This is a genomic window from Corallococcus aberystwythensis (assembly GCF_003612165.1).
Taxonomy (GTDB): Bacteria; Myxococcota; Myxococcia; order Myxococcales; family Myxococcaceae; genus Corallococcus; species Corallococcus aberystwythensis.
In genome coordinates, this window is the sequence record NZ_RAWK01000207.1 from 1 (window position 1) to 19,201 (window position 19,201).

At 69.9% G+C, this 19,201-nt stretch carries 16 protein-coding genes; 7 read left to right on the forward strand and 9 right to left on the reverse strand.

What is annotated here, in order from left to right; translation table 11 throughout:
- Together D7W81_RS28860 and D7W81_RS28865 are read left to right on the forward strand one after the other, a co-directional pair.
- Positions 1-1,011 (forward strand): NADP-dependent oxidoreductase (locus D7W81_RS28860; protein WP_244227497.1); only part of this gene is annotated, 1,011 nt, incomplete at its 5' end.
- Positions 1,012-1,152: 141 nt separating this feature from the next.
- Entirely contained in the window at positions 1,153-3,267 is a 2,115-nt protein-coding gene (locus D7W81_RS28865; RefSeq protein ID WP_120558615.1) for a catalase, read from the forward strand.
- Between the two features lie 20 nt (positions 3,268-3,287).
- On the opposite strand, the gene D7W81_RS28870 is transcribed toward D7W81_RS28865, so the two are convergent.
- Positions 3,288-4,001 (reverse strand): S8/S53 family peptidase, encoded by a 714-nt coding sequence (locus D7W81_RS28870; protein ID WP_120558616.1) that lies wholly within the window; start codon positions 3,999-4,001, stop codon positions 3,288-3,290.
- Positions 4,002-4,027: 26 nt separating this feature from the next.
- Complete coding sequence (locus D7W81_RS28875) at positions 4,028-4,219, reverse strand: hypothetical protein (protein ID WP_120558617.1); 192 nt, start codon at positions 4,217-4,219, stop codon at positions 4,028-4,030.
- Between the two features lie 155 nt (positions 4,220-4,374).
- Here D7W81_RS28875 and D7W81_RS28880 point away from each other — a divergent pair, with 155 nt between their 5' ends.
- Positions 4,375-5,652: a dicarboxylate/amino acid:cation symporter gene (locus D7W81_RS28880; protein WP_120558618.1), complete on the forward strand. Its 1,278-nt coding sequence runs from the start codon at positions 4,375-4,377 to the stop codon at positions 5,650-5,652.
- A 3-nt stretch (positions 5,653-5,655) separates the two neighbouring features.
- Here the strand turns inward: D7W81_RS28880 and D7W81_RS28885 are convergent, their stop codons facing one another.
- Both D7W81_RS28885 and D7W81_RS28890 read right to left on the reverse strand, forming a co-directional pair.
- On the reverse strand, positions 5,656-6,876 hold the full coding sequence (locus tag D7W81_RS28885; RefSeq protein WP_279637862.1) for an SO2930 family diheme c-type cytochrome: 1,221 nt from the start codon (positions 6,874-6,876) through the stop codon (positions 5,656-5,658).
- Between the two features lie 39 nt (positions 6,877-6,915).
- Positions 6,916-8,460, reverse strand: a complete 1,545-nt coding sequence (locus D7W81_RS28890) for a parallel beta-helix domain-containing protein (protein ID WP_120558620.1) — start codon at positions 8,458-8,460, stop codon at positions 6,916-6,918.
- Positions 8,461-8,808: 348 nt separating this feature from the next.
- On the opposite strand from D7W81_RS28890, the gene D7W81_RS28895 reads away from it, so the two are divergent.
- Positions 8,809-9,249 carry a hypothetical protein gene (locus D7W81_RS28895; RefSeq protein ID WP_147445652.1) on the forward strand — a complete coding sequence of 147 codons (441 nt, stop codon included), beginning with the start codon at positions 8,809-8,811 and terminating at the stop codon, positions 9,247-9,249.
- Between the two features lie 21 nt (positions 9,250-9,270).
- Here D7W81_RS28895 and ypfJ read toward each other — a convergent pair whose 3' ends face one another.
- Together ypfJ and D7W81_RS28905 are read right to left on the reverse strand one after the other, a co-directional pair.
- Positions 9,271-10,128, reverse strand: coding sequence for a KPN_02809 family neutral zinc metallopeptidase (gene ypfJ, locus D7W81_RS28900; protein WP_120558622.1), 858 nt, complete (start codon positions 10,126-10,128; stop codon positions 9,271-9,273).
- Positions 10,129-10,271: 143 nt separating this feature from the next.
- Positions 10,272-11,588 (reverse strand): neutral/alkaline non-lysosomal ceramidase N-terminal domain-containing protein, encoded by a 1,317-nt coding sequence (locus D7W81_RS28905; protein WP_120558623.1) that lies wholly within the window; start codon positions 11,586-11,588, stop codon positions 10,272-10,274.
- Between the two features lie 168 nt (positions 11,589-11,756).
- Here D7W81_RS28905 and purF point away from each other — a divergent pair, with 168 nt between their 5' ends.
- On the forward strand, positions 11,757-13,142 hold the full coding sequence (gene purF, locus D7W81_RS28910; RefSeq protein WP_244227498.1) for an amidophosphoribosyltransferase: 1,386 nt from the start codon (positions 11,757-11,759) through the stop codon (positions 13,140-13,142).
- Positions 13,143-13,157: 15 nt separating this feature from the next.
- Here the strand turns inward: purF and D7W81_RS28915 are convergent, their stop codons facing one another.
- Together D7W81_RS28915 and wecB are read right to left on the reverse strand one after the other, a co-directional pair.
- Positions 13,158-14,168, reverse strand: coding sequence for an RluA family pseudouridine synthase (locus tag D7W81_RS28915; RefSeq protein WP_120558625.1), 1,011 nt, complete (start codon positions 14,166-14,168; stop codon positions 13,158-13,160).
- Between the two features lie 100 nt (positions 14,169-14,268).
- Entirely contained in the window at positions 14,269-15,390 is a 1,122-nt protein-coding gene (wecB, locus tag D7W81_RS28920) for a non-hydrolyzing UDP-N-acetylglucosamine 2-epimerase (RefSeq protein WP_120558626.1), read from the reverse strand.
- Between the two features lie 95 nt (positions 15,391-15,485).
- Here wecB and kdsB point away from each other — a divergent pair, with 95 nt between their 5' ends.
- Positions 15,486-16,229: a 3-deoxy-manno-octulosonate cytidylyltransferase gene (gene kdsB, locus D7W81_RS28925; RefSeq protein ID WP_120558627.1), complete on the forward strand. Its 744-nt coding sequence runs from the start codon at positions 15,486-15,488 to the stop codon at positions 16,227-16,229.
- On the opposite strand, the gene D7W81_RS28930 is transcribed toward kdsB, so the two are convergent.
- Positions 16,226-17,074 carry an aldo/keto reductase gene (locus D7W81_RS28930; RefSeq protein WP_120558628.1) on the reverse strand — a complete coding sequence of 283 codons (849 nt, stop codon included), beginning with the start codon at positions 17,072-17,074 and terminating at the stop codon, positions 16,226-16,228. The two genes, kdsB and D7W81_RS28930, sit on opposite strands and share 4 nt — an antisense overlap.
- 115 nt (positions 17,075-17,189) lie before the next feature.
- On the opposite strand from D7W81_RS28930, the gene D7W81_RS28935 reads away from it, so the two are divergent.
- Positions 17,190-18,959, forward strand: a complete 1,770-nt coding sequence (locus D7W81_RS28935) for an ABC transporter ATP-binding protein (protein ID WP_120558629.1) — start codon at positions 17,190-17,192, stop codon at positions 18,957-18,959.
- The last annotated feature ends 242 nt before the right edge of the window (positions 18,960-19,201 follow it).

The following is a 19,201-nucleotide window of genomic DNA, read 5'->3' on the forward strand; positions in this document are numbered from 1 at the left end:
CTCCAGGGACGTGAAATCCGCCTGAAGTCCCGCCCGCACGGTGAACCCACGCCGGAGAACTTCGAGTTCGCCACCGTCTCCGTCCCGGAGCCCGCCGAGGGCCAGCTCCTCGTGCGCAACCACTTCATGTCCGTGGATCCATACATGCGCGGCCGCATGAACGACGCGAAGTCCTACGTCCCGCCCTTCAAGCTGGGCGAAGTCATGGACGGCGGCAGCGTGGGCCAGGTGATCCGCTCGCGCTCCCCCGACTTCAAGGAGGGGGAATTCGTCGTCGCCGGCACCGGCGGCTGGCGCGAATACGCCGTCGCGCCCGCGAAGCACTACCAGAAGGCCGACCCGTCCGTGGGCCCGCTCTCCGCGTACCTCGGGGTGCTCGGCATGCCGGGAATGACCGCGTACGTGGGCCTGCTCGACCTTGGCAAGCCGAAGGCCGGCGACACCGTCTTCGTGTCCGCCGCGGCCGGCGCCGTGGGCGGCGTCGTGGGACAGATTGCCCGCATCCAGGGCTGCCGCGTGGTGGGCAGCGTCGGTTCGGACGCGAAGGCGAAGCACCTGCGCGACTCGCTCAAGTTCGACGCCGCCCTCAACTACAAGGCCGCCCCCATCGCCGAGTCCCTGGCGAAGGCCTGCCCGGACGGCATCGACGTCTACTTCGACAACGTGGGCGGCGACCACCTGGAGGCCGCCATCGGCCTGATGAACAACCACGGCCGCATCGTCCTGTGCGGCTCCATCTCCGGGTACAACGCCACCGCTCCCACGCCCGGTCCGCGCAACATGTTCCTCGCCGTGGGCAAGCGCCTCACGCTCCAGGGCTACATCGTCTCCGACCACGCGGACCGCCGCGCGGACTTCCTGCGCGACATGGGCCAGTGGCTGCGCGAGGGCAAGGTGTCGGACGTGTCCACCGTGGTGGAAGGCCTGGACCAGGCCCCCGGTGCCTTCATCGGACTGCTGCGCGGGGACAACACCGGCAAGATGCTGGTGCGCCTGGCGAAGGACGCCTGACGCTCGCTGGCCAACGTCCGGAACGAACGCCATCGGACATCGCCGCGACCTTGCGTCCTGCATCCTCCAGACGCGGATCAGAAGACGTGCAGCCTCCGCCGCGTCCGGCACCCTGCACGCCCCCTTGAAGGAGGCGTAGCGGTGACTTCACAGAAGCATCCGGACGCGGTTCACGTCGACGAGAAGAGCAAGGACCAGCAGCTCGCGAAGGACCGTTCGGAGCCCACGGGCAACTTCCTCACCACGGACCAGGGCATCCGCGTCGAGCACACCGACGACTCGCTCAAGATTGGCGCGCGCGGCCCCACGCTCCTGGAGGACTTCCACTTCCGCGAGAAGATGACCCGCTTCGACCACGAGCGGATCCCCGAGCGCGTCGTCCACGCGCGCGGCGCCGGCGCCCACGGCTACTTCCAGGTGTACGAATCGCAGGCGAAGTACACCCGCGCGAAGTTCCTCCAGGACCCGTCCAAGAAGACGCCCGTGTTCGTGCGCTTCTCCACCGTCGCGGGCTCGCGCGGCTCCGCGGACACCGCGCGCGACGTGCGCGGCTTCGCGGTGAAGTTCTACACGGAGGAAGGCAACTGGGACCTGGTCGGCAACAACATCCCCGTCTTCTTCATCCAGGACGGCATCAAGTTCCCCGACATCATCCACGCCGCCAAGCCGGAACCCCACCACGAGATTCCCCAGGCCCAGACGGCGCATGACTCGTTCTGGGACTTCGTGTCGCTCGTCCCGGAGACGATGCACATGATCATGTGGATCATGTCCGACCGCGCCATCCCGCGCAGCTTCCGGATGATGCAGGGCTTTGGCGTCCACACCTTCCGCTTCGTGGATGAGAAGAACACCTCGCGCTTCGTGAAGTTCCACTGGAAGCCGCTGTTGGGCACGCACTCGCTCGTCTGGGATGAAGCCCAGAAGCTGGCGGGCAAGGACCCGGACTTCCACCGCCGCGACCTCTACGAAGCCATCGAGCAGGGGGACTTCCCCGAGTACGAGCTGGGCGTTCAAATCCTGGAGGAGGCGGACGCGACGAAGCTGGGCGTGGACCTGCTGGACGCGACGAAGCTCATCCCGGAGGAGGTGGCGCCGGTGATTCCCGTGGGCAAGCTCACGCTGGACCGCAACCCGACGAACTTCTTCGCGGAGACGGAGCAGGTCGCCTTCTGCGTGGCCAACATCGTGCCGGGCATCGACTTCACGGATGATCCGCTGATGCAGGCGCGGCTCTTCTCCTATCTGGACACGCAGCTGACGCGCCTGGGCGGGCCGAACTTCGCGGAGATCCCCATCAACCGCCCCCTGGCGCCGGTGCACAACCACCAGCAGGACGGCTTCCACCGCCAGACGAGCAACGTGGGCCGCGCCAACTACTTCCCCAACTCGCTGGGCGGCGGCTGCCCGTTCCTCGCGTCGCAGCAGCAGGGTGGCTTCGTGCACCACCCGGAGCCCGTGAGCGGAAAGAAGATCCGCGAGCGCGCCGCCTCCTTCAACGACCACTACAGCCAGGCCGCGCTGTTCTTCCGCAGCCTGTCCGCGCCGGAGCAGGAGCACCTCATCGACGCGTGCCGCTTCGAGCTGGGCAAGGTGGAGACGAAGGCCATCCAGGAGCGCGTGCTGGAGCACTTCGCGAAGATTGACGCCCTGCTGGTGTCCGCCGTCGCGGAGGGGCTGGGCCTGCCCGCTCCCAAGGCCACGCCCGTCACGCCCAAGGGCCCGCCCGCGTCCAAGGCCCTGAGCATCGAGGCGATGAAGATGGCCACGCCGCCGTCCATCAAGACCCGGAAGATTGGCGTGCTCGTCGCGGACGGCGTGGACGCGGACGAACTGATGGCCGTGCGCAAGGAGCTGGAGGCGCAGGGCGCGAAGGTGAAGGTCATCGCCAAGCGCCTGGGCACGGTGAAGGCCTCCAACGGCAAGGACGTGCCGGTGGACAAGAGCGCGATGACGACGGCCTCCGTGGAGTACGACGGCGTCTTCATCCCCGGCGGCGCCGCGAGCGTGGCCACGCTGAAGAAGGACGGCGAGTCGCGCCACTTCGTGCAGGAGGCCTACCTGCACTGCAAGACGGTGGGCGCGTCCAAGGACGCGGAGGAGCTGCTCAAGGCCTGCGAAATCGACCCGGCCGCGCCCGGCATCGTCGCGGGCTCCAAGGCGGGGGCCGGCACCGCGCTGGCCACGGCGTTCTCGGCGGCGCTCGCGAAGCACCGGCACTGGGACCGCAAGGACAACGACCGCGTCCCGGCCTGAGCCTCACCCGGGCAGAGACGTCACCGCGTCCGCTGGGGCGCGGTGACGTGCCGCCATCCCGGAGGACAGCCCTCGCGCAGCACCCGCGCCGCCGCGAGGGCGCAGGCGTAGCTGCTCGTGAGGGGCCGCTCCGTCCAGGCGCCGTCCGCGTACAGCCGCACCGTGGCCGCGTCCTCGACGTGGTCCACGATGTCGCCCTTGCGCAGCGCGCGGGCCATGGCCGCGTCCGCCACCGTCACCACCTGCGGCAGCCCGGACGGCAGCCCCGACACGGGGCCGGCGGCGCAGAGCACGACGCTGCCCTGCTCCACCGCCCGGTCCAACAGCGCGGTGAGGGGCGCCTCGAAGGCGCGGCCCGCGGTGCCCAGGCTCAGGTTGATGAGGTCCGGCCGCACGTCCTGCGTCAGCCACTCCAGCGCTTCCAGCAGGCACAGCGAGTCGCCGCGCATCCGCCCATCCAGCACGCGAGCGACGTACCACTCCACGCCGGCACCGGCACGGCCCTGGTCCAGCAGGATGCTCAGCACCGCGGTGCCGTGACCGTGCGGGTCCTCCAGGTCCTCCAACACGGAGCCGCCATCGCGCCAGGCCGCCAGCTCCTCACGCGAGTGGACGCGGGACTCCAGGCGCCGCGCCTCCTGGTCCAGCGTGAAGCTCGCCGCTCCGGCAAGCGACAGCCCCGCCCCGCGAAGGAAGCCTACCGACACACCACTGTCCACGATGGCGACCTTCACGGGAGGCAGGGCCTTGAAACGGCTGCCTAGCAGGAGCTGCTCGAGTCCTCGCCCACCGGGTACTTGAGCACCGGGTAGTAGGTGCCCACCCACTGGGTGCCACTCCACGTGTAGTGCTGGCCATTGAGGTACGAGGTCGCGCAGGCGTGGCCCACCAGCACCTCGGACCCGCTCACCTCCTCCAGCAGCTTCGACACGTCCTTGCTCGTGAACTTCATGGACACACTCCAGGCATGGGGGAAAGGCGGGCCGGAGCCTAGGGGGCCGGGAAACGGGTCGCAATGATGTGGGGCGTCCCGCGGAATGCGGCGCGGCGCGGGACCCGGGAGGGGGTTAGGGTCTGCCGGTCCACCGGTGTGAGAGGTGTCTCGCGATGAAGCTCTGGGCCCGCTGGTTCCGCATCCCCTTCTGGCAGCGCGTGCTGGGCGCCTTCGTGCTGGGCGCGCTCGCCGGGTGGGCGCTGGGCGACAGGGCCGGCACGTGGCTCCAGCCCCTGGGCACGCTCTACGTCCAGCTCATCCGGATGATCGCCACGCCGCTGGTGTTCTTCGCCGTCATCCACGCGGTGTCCGCGCTGCGCGGCCAGAAGAGCGTGGCGGCGCTGGGCGGCCGCACCTTCGTCTGGTTCGCCGTCACCGCCGCGCTGGCCGTGGGCGTGGGCCTGGGCACCGCCGCCCTCACGAAGCCGGGCGTGGGCGTGGGCACGCTCCAGGTGACCGGCGACTACAAGCCCCGGCAGGTGCCCGGCCCGGTGCAGGTGCTGCTGGACGTGGTGCCCACCAACCCCTTCGCCGCGCTGGCGGAGGGCAAGATGCTCCAGGTCATCTTCTTCGCGGGCCTGCTGGGCTTCGCGCTGGTGAAGCTGGGGGAGCGCACGGAGCGTCTGCGCAAGCTCGTGGGCGAAGCCAGCGACGCAATGATTCAGGTCACCCGCTTCGTGCTGGAGCTGACGCCGCTGGGCACCTTCGGCCTCATCGCCGCGCTGGTGGGCACCTACGGCTTCGAGCGCCTGCTGCCCCTGGGCACCTTCGTCCTCACGCTGTACCTCGCGTGCGCGGTGCACGTCGTCTTCGTGTACGGCGGGCTCCTGGCGGCGCACGGGCTCAACCCGCTGCGCTTCTTCCGGGGCGCCGCGCCGGGCATGCAGGTGGCGTTCGTCAGCTCCTCCAGCTTCGCGTCCATGCCGGTGGCCCTGCGCAGCGTCACCCACAACCTGGGCGTCAACCGCGACTACGCGGCCTTCGCGGTGCCGCTGGGCGCCACCATCAAGATGGACGGCTGCGGCGCCATCTACCCGGCCATGACGTCGCTCTTCATCGCGCAATACTTCGGCCTGACGCTGTCCGCGCCGCAGCTCTTCATCATCCTGCTGGCGTCGGTGCTGGGCAGCTTCGGCACGGCGGGCGTGCCCGGCACGGCGGTGGTGATGACCACCGTCGTCCTCAGCGCCGCGGGGCTGCCCCTGGAGGGGCTGGGCTACCTGCTGGCCATCGACCGGGTGCTGGACATGATGCGCACCCTCACGAACGTCACCGGGCAGATGCTGGTGCCCGTGCTGGTGGCGCGCGAGGAGGGCCTCCTCGACCTGGACGTCTACAACCGCGCGTCCAGCAACGTGGGGCTGGAGGAGCCCCCGTCGCCGGCCGCTTGAGGACTACTTGCAGGTCTTCGCCGGCATGGAGTCGATCCAATCCGCGATGAGCTGCGAGCCCTCCGCGTGGTGAACCGTGCGGCCAATCTGCGGCATCATCTTGCCGGACTCCTCCGTGTGCATCCGGTACCAGAGGATGGACTCCGCGTGGTTGCCGGGGAGGATGTCGAACTCGCCGCCCACGCCAGCGCCCGCCGAGCCCGGGCGCTTGCATTCGCCCAGGGAGAAGACGCTCGTGTTGTCGAAGTTGAGGAACAGCTGGCTGGTGATGCCCGCCGTCCCCTTCGGGTTGTGGCAATGCGCGCAGTTGATGTCCAGGTACGTGCGCGCCCGCGTGGTCAGGTCCGCCGCCTGCGGGTCGAACGCGTCCGGCGCCTTCGGCAGCTCCGCCGCGGCCGGCAGCCCGGTCAGCTTGCCCAGCGACGCCAGGTACTCCAGCTGATCATGCTCCACGCCGCCGTAGGTGTTCGTGCGGTGCAGGTAGCGCGCCTTCACGCCAATGGGGTGCATCACCTGCGCCCCCTGGTCGTCCACCAGGTGGTGGCACTGCTGGCACTGGTTCTTGGAGGGCACCGAGTACTTGAACGACCGGGACTCCCCCTCCGTGTCGATGAACGTCACGTCGCGGGAGCGGCCGCCGGTGGCCAGCGTGGCCTCCGTCTGCTCCGTGTTCCAGACGTACGGCCACGCCTCCCAGCCCCCAGGCTGGTGCACCAGGATGCGCGTCTCGATGTAGCGCACGTCCTGGTCCGGCTTCCGCAGGTCCGCCGGGAAGGCGAACGTCTTGGTGATGAGCGTCCCCACCGGCAGGTCCAGCGCGGCCACGGGCTCGTAGTGCGCTGTCTTGCCGGGGGGAACGTAGAGGGTGCGTGACTTGACCGCGTAGTCGGAGAACAGCGCGGTGGACAGGGTGTAGGGCACGTTGCCCTCCACCGGGATGAGCCCCCCGTCCGCCGGGCTTCCCGTGAACAACCCGAAGCCCGACAGCGTGTTGGGGATGACCAGCGGGGAGCCCGCGTCCGGCTCGCCCGCGTCAACCGTTCCGGCATCCATCCCCGCATCCGCGGGACCGGCGTCCGGTGTGCCCGCGTCGGGAACCCCCGCGTCCTCCGTTCCGGCATCCGGCACGGAGGTCCCCGCGTCGGGTGTGGGGTCTTCCGGGTCGGAGGAACCGCAGGCCGCCAGCGACAGCGCCAGCAGCACCACGGGGAGACGGGGGTTCACGAACGACGTCCACATGGGTGTCACGCTCCGGGACCGCGGTTACGGGATGAGGTCGCCAATCGTCAGCGCGGGGGTGAAGCCCGCGCAGTTGAACTCGGCCTTGTTGGCCGCGTAGTGCCGCGTCGCTCCCCACGCGCCCACCAGGTCGCTGTTGCCCAGGAGCGGGACGGCCGCCTGCAGGTCCAGATCCACGATGGCCGTGGTGGTGCCCGAGGGCAGCGTGTTGTCCATGAAGCAGATGTTGATGGGGTTCACCTGCGCGCGGTTCCGGGGGGCGGGATCCACGCCGTCCCACAGCAGGTGCTCCACGTTGAGCGTGCCCACCGTCTCACCGTAGGCGTAGAGCGCCGCCAGGGCCGCGCCCAGGGGACGCAGCGACTGGCTCACGTTGCCGTTGTCCACGGAGTCGCCGCTGCCGCCCTGGAAGGTGTTGCCGTGGACGTAGACGTCCGAGCTCGCGAAGTTCCCGCCCGCCGCGGACCAGTTCGCCGGGTTGGGGTCGATGCTCAGACCGCTCAGCACCGCCACGTCCACCGTGTTGTTGTTGCCCCAGGTGTTGCCCGTCAGTTCCACGCGGCGCGACGCCAGCATGAACGTGCCCGTGCCCGCCGGGACCTGCGACACCGTGCTGCTGCTGGCCTGGACGGACGCGAAGTTGTTCCGGTTGTTGCCCGTGATGACGTTGTTCTTCACCCGGATGTCCGTGCCCTTGATGGGGTTGCCCGGCAGGTCGAACACCACCAGGCCCGTGGTGTTGTCCTGGGCGGTGTTGCCCAGCACGTAGGCGTACTGCGTGTTTTCAATCTCGATGCCCGCCACGTTCTGCTTCGCCACGCTGTTGCGCACGACGGCGTACTGCGTCTGGCCCACGTAGATGCCCGCGTCCGCGGCGTTGTACGCCTCGCAGTCGTCGATGACGACGTACTTGGACTTCACCGGGTACAGGCCGTACTTGCCGTTGCTCTCCTTGTCGGCCTCCGCCCACTCCGTGCGAACGCGGCGCATCACCACGTCCGTGGAGGACTCCACGCGGATGGCGTCCTTCTTCGCGTTCCACACCGCCAGGTCGCGCACCTCGAAGCGGTCGCCCACCACGTCCAGGCCGTTGGAGTTCGCCGCGGCGCCGGTGAACACCAGCACCGTGCTGCTCGCCCCGCCCGTGCCCTGGCCCTTCGTGCCCTTGCCCGCGCCCACCAGCGTGATGCCCTTCTGGCGGATGGTGATGGCGTTTTCGAAGGTGAACGTGCCCGCCGCCAGCGTGATGGTGGTGCACTCGGCCAGCGTGTTCACCTTGTCCTGGAGCTCCTCTTCCTGACCGGGCGCGAAGGTCAGCGTCGCCGTCGCCTTGCCCTCGCAGGAGAAGGTGCCCGCGCTGCCGCCGTCCCAGGGGATGCCCGTGTCCACGGAGCCCGCGTCGCTGCCCGCGTCCGTGTCCGTGCCCGCGTCCGTGTTCGTACCCGCGTCCACTTTCACGCCCGAGTCCGGCGTGTTGTCGTCGTCATCCGAGCAGGCGGTCAGCGAGAGGGCCCCTACCAGGGCCAGAAGGGTCGCGCTCGTAGCGCGGGTCCACTGCAAACGGGGCATGTTGTTCCTCCGCAAGGCCGCTCCGCATGGGCCACGGGGAAGCACCCGCGACCCGCGAAGCAGCGGGAAGGCGGCATGCTCGGAGCAAAGACACACTGACGACAAGCACAAGTTACACGTTTGTGTTTTGACGCAGCCCCCCTTTGCCACGTCTGGAAAAGCACGTGCACGCGGTAAGCCTATCGTTCGTAATGTGTCCGGAAGGCGATTGACGCATGGCTCCATGACAGGCGCCCGAGCAGGCCTGGTGGAAGGGCCGCCGTGCTCCCCGGAGCCCACCCGCGCGGTCATCTTGAGAAGCAGGTCGCGGCGCGGCTCCCTCTCTCCCGCGACGAAAAGGAGACTCCCATGCGCACGGGCACCCTGGTGACCCTGGTGGTGACGCTCACGTCCGGCCCGGCCATGACGGCCTTGGCGCAGGATGACGAAGCGATGACTGCCCCACAGGGTAATGACTCACAGAACCTGGATGAGCAGCAATCACTGACAACCGGCTCCGGTGACAGCACCTTCTGGGACAATTACTGGTATCAGCCGCCCGCGAACAGCGGCGGGTTCCAGCAGCCGCTCGCGGGCTCGTATCAGCTTGAACAGCCCCTCGCGGGTTCGTACCAGCTCCAGCAGCCGCTCAACGGGACGTATCAACTCCAGCAGCCGCTCAACGGGACGTATCAACTTCAGCAGCCGCTCAACGGGACGTACCAGCTCCAGCAGCCTCTCAACGGCACGTATCAACTCCAGCAGCCGCTGAACGGAACGGGCGCCACGCGGGCGCCCCGGACACGCTGAAGCCGTCCTTCCGCGTCCCTGCTACCGGGCGTTGAAGGTGTCGCATGCCTCCAGCGTCCCCTGCTCCAGGCCGCGCTTGAACCAGGTCATGCGCTGCGCGGCGGAGCCGTGGGTGAAGGACTCGGGGACGACATGGCCCCGGGCGCGCTTCTGGAGCGTGTCGTCGCCCACGGCGCTGGCGGCACCCAGGCCTTCTTCCACGTCGCCCTGCTCCAGGAGGTTGCGCTCCTTCTGGGCGTGGTTGGCCCAGATGCCGGCGAAGCAGTCCGCCTGAAGCTCCGTCAGCACGGAGAGCTGGTTGGCCTGCTCCTCGCTCGTGCGGTTGCGCAGTGACTGCACCTTGCGGGAGATGCCCAGCAGGTTCTGCACGTGGTGCCCCACCTCGTGCGCGATGACGTACGCGCGGCCGAAGTCACCGGGCGCGCCGAAGCGGCTCTCCAGCTCGTCGAAGAAGCTCAGGTCCAGGTACACCTTCTGGTCGCCCGGACAATAGAAGGGCCCCACCGCGCTCTCCTGCATGCCGCACGCGGACTGCACCGCGCCCGTGAAGAGCACCATGTGCGGCTGCACGTAGCGCACGCCCTGGGGCTCCAGCAGCGCGGGCCAGGTGTCCTCGGTGTCCGCGAGGACGACGGAGGCGAAGTCCTTCATCTTCTCCTGCTGGGGGTCCGTCACGTTGCCGGAGCCGCCCGTGGCAGGGTCGGAATACGGCGAGCCGCGCGAGCCGATCTGCACGTCGGACGGGTCACCGCCCAGCAGCATCACCAGCAGGGCCACCACCAACGACGCGGCACCACCGCCCACCGCGAGCGGGCGCCCGAAACCACCGCCCCGCCGGTCCTCGACGTTCGAGCTGCGACGTCCGCCTTCCCACCTCATCCGTGCCCCCTCGATGCAAAGACGATCCGAGGAGCAAGGTAGGCAGCGGGCCCTCCGTCAGCGACGGGGCGGCCTTGGGCGGCTGGACGTCAGGAGGTTCCCAGGGCAGGCAGGCGGCCGGGCCTCCGTCATGGACGCCCGGCCTACTTCGCGGGGGAGAAGCCCACCGCGCCGGAGGCCACGCGCGCGGCGGTGCCCAGGCGCTCCAGGAGCGTGGGACCGAAGTACTGGTGCCGGGACTCGCCCTGTCCCGCCTGCACCTGCTCCGGCGTGTCCAGGTAGCCCACGTAGCCGTTGGCGAGCCCCAGCACGTGCGTCGCTCCGGAGGCGTCCGCCAGCGCCCGGCCCGCGCTCACGGTGGGCTCCCCCGGAATGGACAAGAGCTCCAGGGGCCCCAGCGCCAGCGCGTCCACCTCCGCGTCGCGCGGGGAGGAGGCGCACAGGAAGTTGTCCCCCGCCGCCCGGGTGAGGGCGGGCACCAGCCGCGACGAGTCCGGCCGGGGCAGCGCCGTCCGCACCCGCGCGAACGCCAGCCGCACCGGCCCCGCCTCGGGCACTCCGGCCGCCGTGTCCGCCAGCGAGGACAGCTTGCGCGCGAAGCCCAGGGCACGCTCGGGGCCCTGGCCCTCGGAGAAGGCCACGGATGCGTTGCCCGCGCTGCCCTGCACGAAGAGCGAGACGCCACCGCCCGTCTCCTCGCGCAGCGCGCTCAGCCGGCCCGGGTAGTCCGGATCCACCAGCGCCCGCTGCCGGGGAATGAGCGTGGCGTGCGCGGCGAACACCAGCACCTCCGCCACCGGCCCCGAGGGGCCACGCAGCACCACCCGCGTGACCTGGCCGTCGGGGACATCCCCCCCGGAGCGGGAATAGACGAGCCCCGCGTCCGCCGCGCCGCCCACCTCCAGCGCCACGTCCGCCATCCTGGCCGCGGCCTGCTCCAGCGCCTCGCTCGCGCCGGCCACCGCCGCGTTCACGGAGGCCTCCCGGTAGTGCCCCGTCCCGGCCAGTTCGGCCACCCAGCGGCCGTCGTAGCCTCCAAAAGAGGAGTGCGTGTGTGTGGCCACCACCAGCACCTCCTGCACACCCACCTTCGCGGCGCGCTCACGCACCCGCGCCGTGATTTCCGGGGTCACGAAGAGCAGCTCCAGCGACACCACGCCCACGCGCGCGCCACCGGCCTCCAGCACCAGGGCCCTCGCATGCAGGGGGAGCTCGGCCTGGCTCGCCTCCGGCCGGGGCGGGGAGTAGCCGGCCACCACCACCGGAAAGGGCGGGGAGAGGGCCACCTTCGCCGCGCCCGCGCGCAGGGGGCCTTCGCCACGCACCTGTGACAGCACCTCGGGCGTGCGCTCCTCCCAGCGCCCACACCAATTCCAGGAGGCGAGCGCGTAGGCGGCCCCGGCCGTTAGCAAGGCGAAGGGCAGCAGGGTGCGGAGGAAGGTGCGCCGGGAAGAGGACATGTCGCCGGGGAGCGTAACCCCTCGGTGCTTCCAGGCGGCTCCATACCTTTCAGGCAACGGCACCTTGCCTGGCCTACAGGAGCCGACGTCGACGTCGGGTGGAATACCCACCTTCAGGGCGTGCGTTCCTGTTCCGCTTCGCGGTCGAAAGGGGTAAGGCAGCGCACCATGTGCGGCATCTTCGGAATCGTGGGTCACGGAGAGGCGTCCAACCTGACGTACCTGGGGTTGCACGCCCTGCAGCACCGCGGACAGGAGTCCGCCGGCATCGTCGCGTCCGACGGGCACACCCTGCGCGCGCACCGGCAGATGGGCCTGGTGGCCGACATCTTCACCGCGCCGGTGATTGAAGAGCTCCCCGGCAAGGCGGCCATCGGCCACGTGCGCTACAGCACGGCGGGCGGCAGCGGCATCAAGAATGCCCAGCCGCTGTTCGTGAACTACGCGGGCGGCCAGTTCTCCATCGCGCACAACGGCAACCTGGTGAACGCGACGGAGCTCAAGGCGGAGCTGGAGTCGGAGGGCGCGCTGTTCCAGTCGGACGCGGACACGGAGGTGGTCATGCACCTCCTCGCCCGCTCCAAGCAGCCCACCTTCGAGGCGCGCCTCGTGGAGGCGCTGCGCCGGGTGGAGGGCGCCTACAGCATCCTGCTCCTCACGGAGGACAAGCTCATCGCGGTGCGCGACCCCAACGGCTTCCGGCCGCTGGTGCTGGGCAAGATGAAGGAAGGCGCGTACGTGCTCGCCAGCGAGACGACGGCGCTGGATCTCATCGAAGCGGAGATTGTCCGCGAGCTGGAGCCCGGTGAGCTGGTCGTCATCGAGAACGGCGTGCTGCGCACCAGCATGCCCTTCAAGCCCGCGCCCCGGCTGGGCCGCTGCATCTTCGAGCACGTCTACTTCGCCAAGCCGGACTCGGTGCTCTTCGGCAGCAGCGTCTACGAAGTGCGCAAGCGCCTGGGCGTGCAGCTGGCGCGCGAGCAGCCCGCGGAAGCGGACCTGGTCATCGCGGTGCCGGACTCGGGCGTTCCCGCGGCCATCGGCTTCTCGCAGGCGAGCGGCATCCCCTACGACGTGGGCCTCATCCGCAGCCACTACGTGGGCCGCACCTTCATCGAGCCCCAGCAGTCCATCCGCCACTTCGGCGTGAAGCTGAAGCTGTCCGCCGTGCGCAGTGTCCTCAAGGGCAAGCGCGTGGTGGTGGTGGACGACTCCATCGTGCGCGGCACCACCAGCCGCAAGATCGTGAAGATGCTCAAGGCCGCGGGCGCCGTGGAGGTGCACCTGCGCATCTCGTCGCCGCCCACGCAGTGGCCCTGCTACTACGGCATCGACACGCCCAGCCGCACGGAGCTCATCGCCGCCAGCCACACCACGGAGGAGATCGCCAAGTACGTGACGGCGGACTCCCTGGGCTACCTGTCGCTGGAGGGGCTGGGCACCGCGGTGGAGGACCCGAAGCGGAGCACCTACTGCACCGCGTGCTTCTCCGGGCAGTACCTCACCGAGAAGCTGATCCAGAGCACGAGCGCCGCCACCAAGCTCAGCGCCTGACGACGCCCGCCGCGCCTACGGTTGTGACTCCGTAGGCGCTGGCGCCTTCCCGGCGATGAAGTCCTTCAAGTCATCGGGAAGTGGCGACGCGAAGGTGACGGTCTCCCCGGTGCCCGGGTGCGGGAACGTGATGCGCTCCGCGTGGAGCGCGTGCCGGGGCAGCCGCAGCCGCGCCCACGCCTCCGGCTCCAGCGAGTGCTTGCTGAAGCGGTCGAAGTAGCCGGGGTCCGGCCCGTACATCTTGTCCCCCACCAGCGGAAAGCCCGCCTCGCGCAGGTGGATGCGGATCTGATGCTGCCGCCCCGTCTCCGGGAAGCAGCGCAGCAACGCGAACGGCGCACCGTCCTGCGTGAAGCGCTGGAGCACCTGGAAGCGCGTGCGGCTGGGCTTGCCCGCCACCGGATCGATTCGCACGGCGATGCGGATGAGGTCCGTCCCTTCCGCGATGGGCGCATCCACGACGAACGTGTCCTCGGAAGGCTGCCCCTCGCACAGCGCCAGGTACTCCTTGTGCACGTCGCGCGACAGGAACAGCCCGCCCAGCACGCGGCAGGACTCGGTGGTGCGGCCGCACACCACCAGCCCGCTCGTCTCGCGGTCCAACCGGTGCGCGGGCTCCGCGAAGCGCTCACCGAAGCGCTCGCGCAGGAGCGTCACCAGCGTGCCCTTGTGGTAGCGCGCGGTGGGGTGGATGGGCAGCCCCGCCGGCTTGTCGAGCACCAGCAGCCAGTCATCGGAGAACACGACGGGCAGCGCCGTGGGCGTCACGGGCTCCTGGCTCGCGGGGCGGCGGATGCGGAACGTGAGCCCCGGGTACACGGGCGTGGAGGGCTTGAGCCGGTACTCGTCGCACAGCACGCCGCGCAGGATGATGCCGCGCACGCGCTCCAGGTCCATGCGGCGGATCTTCTCGCAGAGGTAGCGGTCCAGCCGCCACCCCGCGTAGTTCGGCTCCACGACGAACGGGATGTCGACGTAGCCGTCGGGCACGGCCGGAGCGGGAGCGGAGTCGGCGTCTTCACGCATGGCGAGCCCGACGCTCTACCACGAACACGAAGGCCGCCTGAGCCCCGCGCACGAAGGCGCGAGCACCCGGCGGCCTGACTGCTTCACGAAACGTGTCAGCTCACCCGAAGGCGCGCTTCACCTCCACGCCCAGGAAGCGCGAGTACAGGTCCGCGATGCGCTCGCCCGTGCGGCCGTCCCACAGCTCCGGCACGCGGCCCTTCTTGAAGTCGCCGGACAGCACGCGGTTCGCCGCCTCGCGGATGCGCGCGGGGTCGGTGCCCACCACCTCGTTGGAGCCGACCTCCACGGTGATGGGACGCTCGGTCTGCTCGCGCATGGTGAGGCACGGCACGTTCAGCGCCGTGGTCTCCTCCTGCAAGCCACCGGAGTCCGTCATCACCAGCTTCGCCTGCGACGTGACGGACAGGAACTCCAGGTAGCCCATGGGGTCCACCAGCTTGAGCCCCGGCGTCTGCTCCAGCTTCGGGCCCAGGCCCTGCTCGGCAATCATCTTGCGCGTGCGCGGGTGCACCGGGAACACGACGGGCAGCTCTTTCGCCACGTCCATCAGCACGCCCAGCAGGCCCGCCAGCAGCTTCGGGTTGTCCACGTTGGACGGACGGTGCAGCGTGGCCACCACGTAGCCCTTGGGCGTGAGGCCCAGGGTCTTCAGCGTGGGCAGCTGGTCGGCCTTCTCCTTGGACGACAGGAGCGAGTCGATCATCACGTTGCCCACCAGGTGGATGTACTTCGGGTCGATGCCCTCCTTCAAAAGGTTCGCGTCCGCGTCGCGCGACGGCGTGAGCAGCAGGTCGGAGAGCCGGTCGGTGACGACGCGGTTGATCTCCTCCGGCTGGTGCCGCTCGAAGCTGCGCAGGCCCGCTTCCACGTGGGACAGCGGGATGGCCAGCTTGGACGTGACGAGCGCCGCGGCGATGGTGCTGTTCACGTCACCCACCACGGAGACCAGGTCCGGCTTCTCCTTGAGGAAGACCCGCTCCATCTCCACCATCATCTTCGCCGTCTGCTCGGCATGGCTTCCGGAGCCGATGCCCAGGTGGATTTCGGGCGGAGGCAGCCCCAGGTCCGCGAAGAAGACGTCGCTCATCTTCGCGTCGTAGTGCTGGCCGGTGTGGATGACGAGCTGCTGCAGGGACGTACGCGCGGAGATGGCCCGGTGAATGGGGGCCACCTTCATGAAATTCGGACGCGCACCAACGATGTGGATGACCTTCTTCATGTCGCTGCGGAAAATAGGCACCTGCCTGTTTCTGGCCAGTGGTGGGTCACCTCCCAGGCGCGGCGGGACGTCCTGAATCTGATAGATGCCGCCCCATGCCCGCCTCCCGCACCGTGGCCGTCATCCCCGCCCGCCATGCCAGCACCCGCTTTCCTGGCAAGCCGCTCGCCCTCATCGCCGGCCGTCCGATGATCGAACACGTCTGGCGCCGCTGTCAGGAAGCCAGTGCCTTCGACGAGGTGTGGGTGGCCACCGACGACGCGCGGATCCGCGACGTCGTGGAGGGCTTCGGAGGCCGCGCGGTGATGACCAGCCCCGCCTGCCCCACCGGCACGGACCGCATCGCGGAGGTCGCCCGCTCCCGTCCGGACGTGGACGTGTGGGTGAACGTGCAGGGGGATGAACCGCTGGTGGATCCCGCCGCACTCAAGGTGCTGGCGGACCTCTTCCAGGACGACGCCGTGCACATGGCCACGCTGGTGCGCCCCCTGGAGCCGGAGGAGGTGGACAACCCCAACGTGGTGAAGGCCGTGCTCGCCCTCAACGGCGACGCGCTCTACTTCAGCCGCGCCCCGGTGCCACACGCCCGCGAACCCGGCACACCCGTGCGCCGCCATGCCCACCTGGGCCTCTACGGCTACCGGCGTGACACGCTGCTCCAGCTGGCCACGCTTGAGCCCACCCCGCTGGAGGAGGCGGAGAAGCTGGAGCAGCTGCGCGCACTGGAACACGGCGTGCGCATCCGCTGCGCCAGTGTGTCCTGGCGCACCGTGGCGGTGGACGTGCCGGAGGACGTGGCCCGCGTGGAGGCCGTGATGCGCGAGCGCGCCGGCCTCTAGATGACCGGCAGCTCGTCCGGCTCGTCACCCGTGGGGAAGGCCTCGTCGATGCGCTGGAGCTCCTCCTTCGTGAGCTTCAGCGAGGCCGCGCTCGCGTTGTCACGCACGTGCGCCGCGTCGCTCGCCTTGGGGATGGCGAACACCGACGGCCGGCGCACGAGGAACTGGAGCGCCACCTGGAAGGGCGTCACGCCGTGCGCCTTCGCGACGGACGCCAGCACCTTGCCCCCGGCGCTGGTGGGTGACGGGAACTGCCCGTTGCCGAAGGGGCTGTAGGCCACCACCGCCACGCCCTGGGCCTCACACCACGGGACGACGGCGTGCTCGATGGCGCGCTCCTCCAGGTGGTACAGCACCTGGTTGCACGCGATGCGCCCCTTGCCCGCGAGCGCCAGCACCTCCTCCAGGTCCTCCACCCCGAAGTTGCTCACACCCCAGGAGCGGATCTTCCCCGCCGCCACCAGCTCCTCGAAGGCCTCCACCGTGCCCTCCAGAGGATGCGAACCGGGCCAGTGCAACAGGTAGCAATCCAGCCGGTCCGTGCCCAGCCGCTTCAGGCTGCGCTCGCAGGCGGACACCGTGCCCCTCCGCGTCGCGTTGGAGGGCATCACCTTGGAGACGAGGAACACCTCGTCGCGCCGGCCCGCGATGGCCTTCGCCACCAGGGTCTCCTCCACGCGCCCGTGCCCGTAGAGCTCCGCGGTGTCCAGGTGCGTGAGCCCCAGGTCCAGCCCGGCGCGCAGGGCTCGGATGGCCGCTTCCGCGTCGTCGTCCTCCATCTGCCAGGTGCCCTGTCCGATGACGGGCACCGCCACCCCGGTGTTGCCAAAGACGCGCTTCTCCATGGCCCCTCCTCACGTGGAACGGTCCCTGGAATACCACCCAGGCTTCCCGCCTGCATCCCGGCCCTGCTTCGCCGTCCGGGCTGCACGCCCCCCAAGAGTCCAGTAGGCTCCGCCGGTGCCTCCCTCCGTTACCGCTCCGACACCCAGCCGCGCCTCCGGGGTCACCGCGCGCCGCCTGCTGGCCCTCGCCCGTCCTGAACTGGGCACGCTGCTGGTCGCCACCGTCTTCCTGTTGATCAGCAGCGGCGCCAGCCTCGTGTATCCCCAGGGCGTCCGCGTCCTCATCGACGAGGCCCTCAACGCGAAGAACCGCGACCTCATCGACAAGTCCGCGCTCGTCATGCTGGCCGTCTTCCTGGTCCAGGGCGTCGCCACCGCCCTGCGCTTCTACCTCTTCTCCACCGCCGGCGAGCGCGTGGTCATGCGCCTGCGCCAGGACTTCTTCCAGCGCCTCATGGACCAGGAGGTGGCCTTCTTCGACACGCACCGCACGGGGGAGCTCACCAGCCGGCTCGCCTCCGACACCACCGTGCTCCAGAACACCGTGAGCGTGAACATCTCCATGGGGCTGCGCAACGCCGTGCAGGCCCTGGGCGGCATCGTGCTGCTCTTCTACACCTCGCCCTCGCTCACGTTCCTGATGCTCGCCATCGTGCCCCTCGTCGCCGTGGGCGGCATGGTCTACGGCCGGCGCGTGCGCGGGCTGTCGCGCAACGTGCAGGACGCGCTCGCCAAGGCCAGCGAGGTCGCCGAGGAGAGCCTGTCCGGCCTGCGCACCGTGCGCTCCTTCGCGGCGGAGCCGTCGGAGGTGGCGCGCTACGGCAACACCGTGCGCCACGCCTACGAGGTCGCCCGCCACCGCGCGCGCCAGTCCGCCGCCTTCATGGGAGGCGCCTCCAGCGCGGGCTACATCGCCGCGGTGGTGGTGTTCTGGTACGGCGGCCGGCTGGTGGTGGACGGCGAGCTCTCCGTGGGCGCGCTCACCTCGTTCCTCATCTACACGATGCTCGTGGCCATGTCCCTGGGCTCCCTGGCGGACCTCTGGGCGGACTTCATGCGCGCCTCGGGCGCCGCGGAGCGCGTCTTCGAACTGATGGACCGCGCGCCCGCCATCCCCGCCACGGAGGGCGAGCGCCCCGCCACCGTCGAGGGCCGCGTGGAACTGCGCGGCGTGCACTTCGCCTACCCCACGCGCCCGGACGTGCCGGTGCTCCAGGGCATCGACCTCACCGTCAACGCCGGCGAGGTCGTCGCCGTGGTGGGCTCCTCCGGCGCCGGCAAGTCCACCCTCGCCGGCCTCATGTCCCGCTTCTATGATCCGCTCCAGGGCCAGCTCCTGCTGGACGGCCGCCCCCTGAAGTCCCTGGACCCCAGCTGGCTGCGGCGCCACGTGGGCATGGTCGCCCAGGAGCCCCTGCTCTTCTCCTGCTCCATCGCGGACAACATCCGCTACGGCCGCCCGGACGCCACCGACGCGCAGGTCGAAGCCGCCGCCCGCGCCGCCAACGCGCACGACTTCATCCAGCGCTTCCCGGACGGCTACCGCACGGAGGTGGGCGAGCGGGGCGTGCAGCTGTCCGGCGGCCAGAAGCAGCGCGTGGCCATCGCGCGGGCCGTGCTCAAGGACCCCCGCATCCTCATCCTGGATGAAGCCACCAGCGCCCTGGACTCGGAGAGCGAACACCTGGTGAAGGACGCCCTGGACCGGCTGATGCAGGGCCGCACCACGCTCATCATCGCCCACCGCCTGTCCACCGTGGCCAACGCCCAGCGCGTGCTGGTGATGGAGCACGGCCGCGTGGTGCAGAGCGGCACCCACTCCACCCTCATGACGCAAGACGGCCTGTACCGCCGCCTCGTGGAGCGTCAGGTCGTCGCCGCCTGAACGCTCGTTCACCAGACGGGCTCCGGGGGCCTCCCGCTCTTCGTGGCGCGAAAAACGGACGCGCATTATCTCTGCTGCCGCAAGAAAGGAGGTGATGCCTTGAACGACAGCAAGATCAAGGCGTCTACCTCCGTCGCGGTGGCCTGCTAACGCAGCGTCTCCCCGGCGGAAGTGACGCCCGCGGTACAGAGTCGCCCCTGCCTTTGCCGGCGGGGGCGACTTTTTTCGTCCCTCCCCCGTCC

What these genes read in the sequence shown, in the direction of transcription:
- ypfJ (WP_120558622.1), bottom strand. Translation starts at nt 10,128, where the DNA reads ATGAGGTGGGAAGGCGGACGTCGCAGCTCGAACGTCGAGGACCGGCGG.
- D7W81_RS28915 (WP_120558625.1), bottom strand. Translation starts at nt 14,168, where the DNA reads ATGCGTGAAGACGCCGACTCCGCTCCCGCTCCGGCCGTGCCCGACGGC.
- purF (WP_244227498.1), top strand. Translation starts at nt 11,757, where the DNA reads ATGTGCGGCATCTTCGGAATCGTGGGTCACGGAGAGGCGTCCAACCTG.
- kdsB (WP_120558627.1), top strand. Translation starts at nt 15,486, where the DNA reads ATGCCCGCCTCCCGCACCGTGGCCGTCATCCCCGCCCGCCATGCCAGC.
- D7W81_RS28895 (WP_147445652.1), top strand. Translation starts at nt 8,809, where the DNA reads ATGCGCACGGGCACCCTGGTGACCCTGGTGGTGACGCTCACGTCCGGC.
- D7W81_RS28880 (WP_120558618.1), top strand. Translation starts at nt 4,375, where the DNA reads ATGAAGCTCTGGGCCCGCTGGTTCCGCATCCCCTTCTGGCAGCGCGTG.
- wecB (WP_120558626.1), bottom strand. Translation starts at nt 15,390, where the DNA reads ATGAAGAAGGTCATCCACATCGTTGGTGCGCGTCCGAATTTCATGAAG.
- D7W81_RS28890 (WP_120558620.1), bottom strand. Translation starts at nt 8,460, where the DNA reads ATGCCCCGTTTGCAGTGGACCCGCGCTACGAGCGCGACCCTTCTGGCC.
- D7W81_RS28930 (WP_120558628.1), bottom strand. Translation starts at nt 17,074, where the DNA reads ATGGAGAAGCGCGTCTTTGGCAACACCGGGGTGGCGGTGCCCGTCATC.
- D7W81_RS28905 (WP_120558623.1), bottom strand. Translation starts at nt 11,588, where the DNA reads ATGTCCTCTTCCCGGCGCACCTTCCTCCGCACCCTGCTGCCCTTCGCC.
- D7W81_RS28875 (WP_120558617.1), bottom strand. Translation starts at nt 4,219, where the DNA reads ATGAAGTTCACGAGCAAGGACGTGTCGAAGCTGCTGGAGGAGGTGAGC.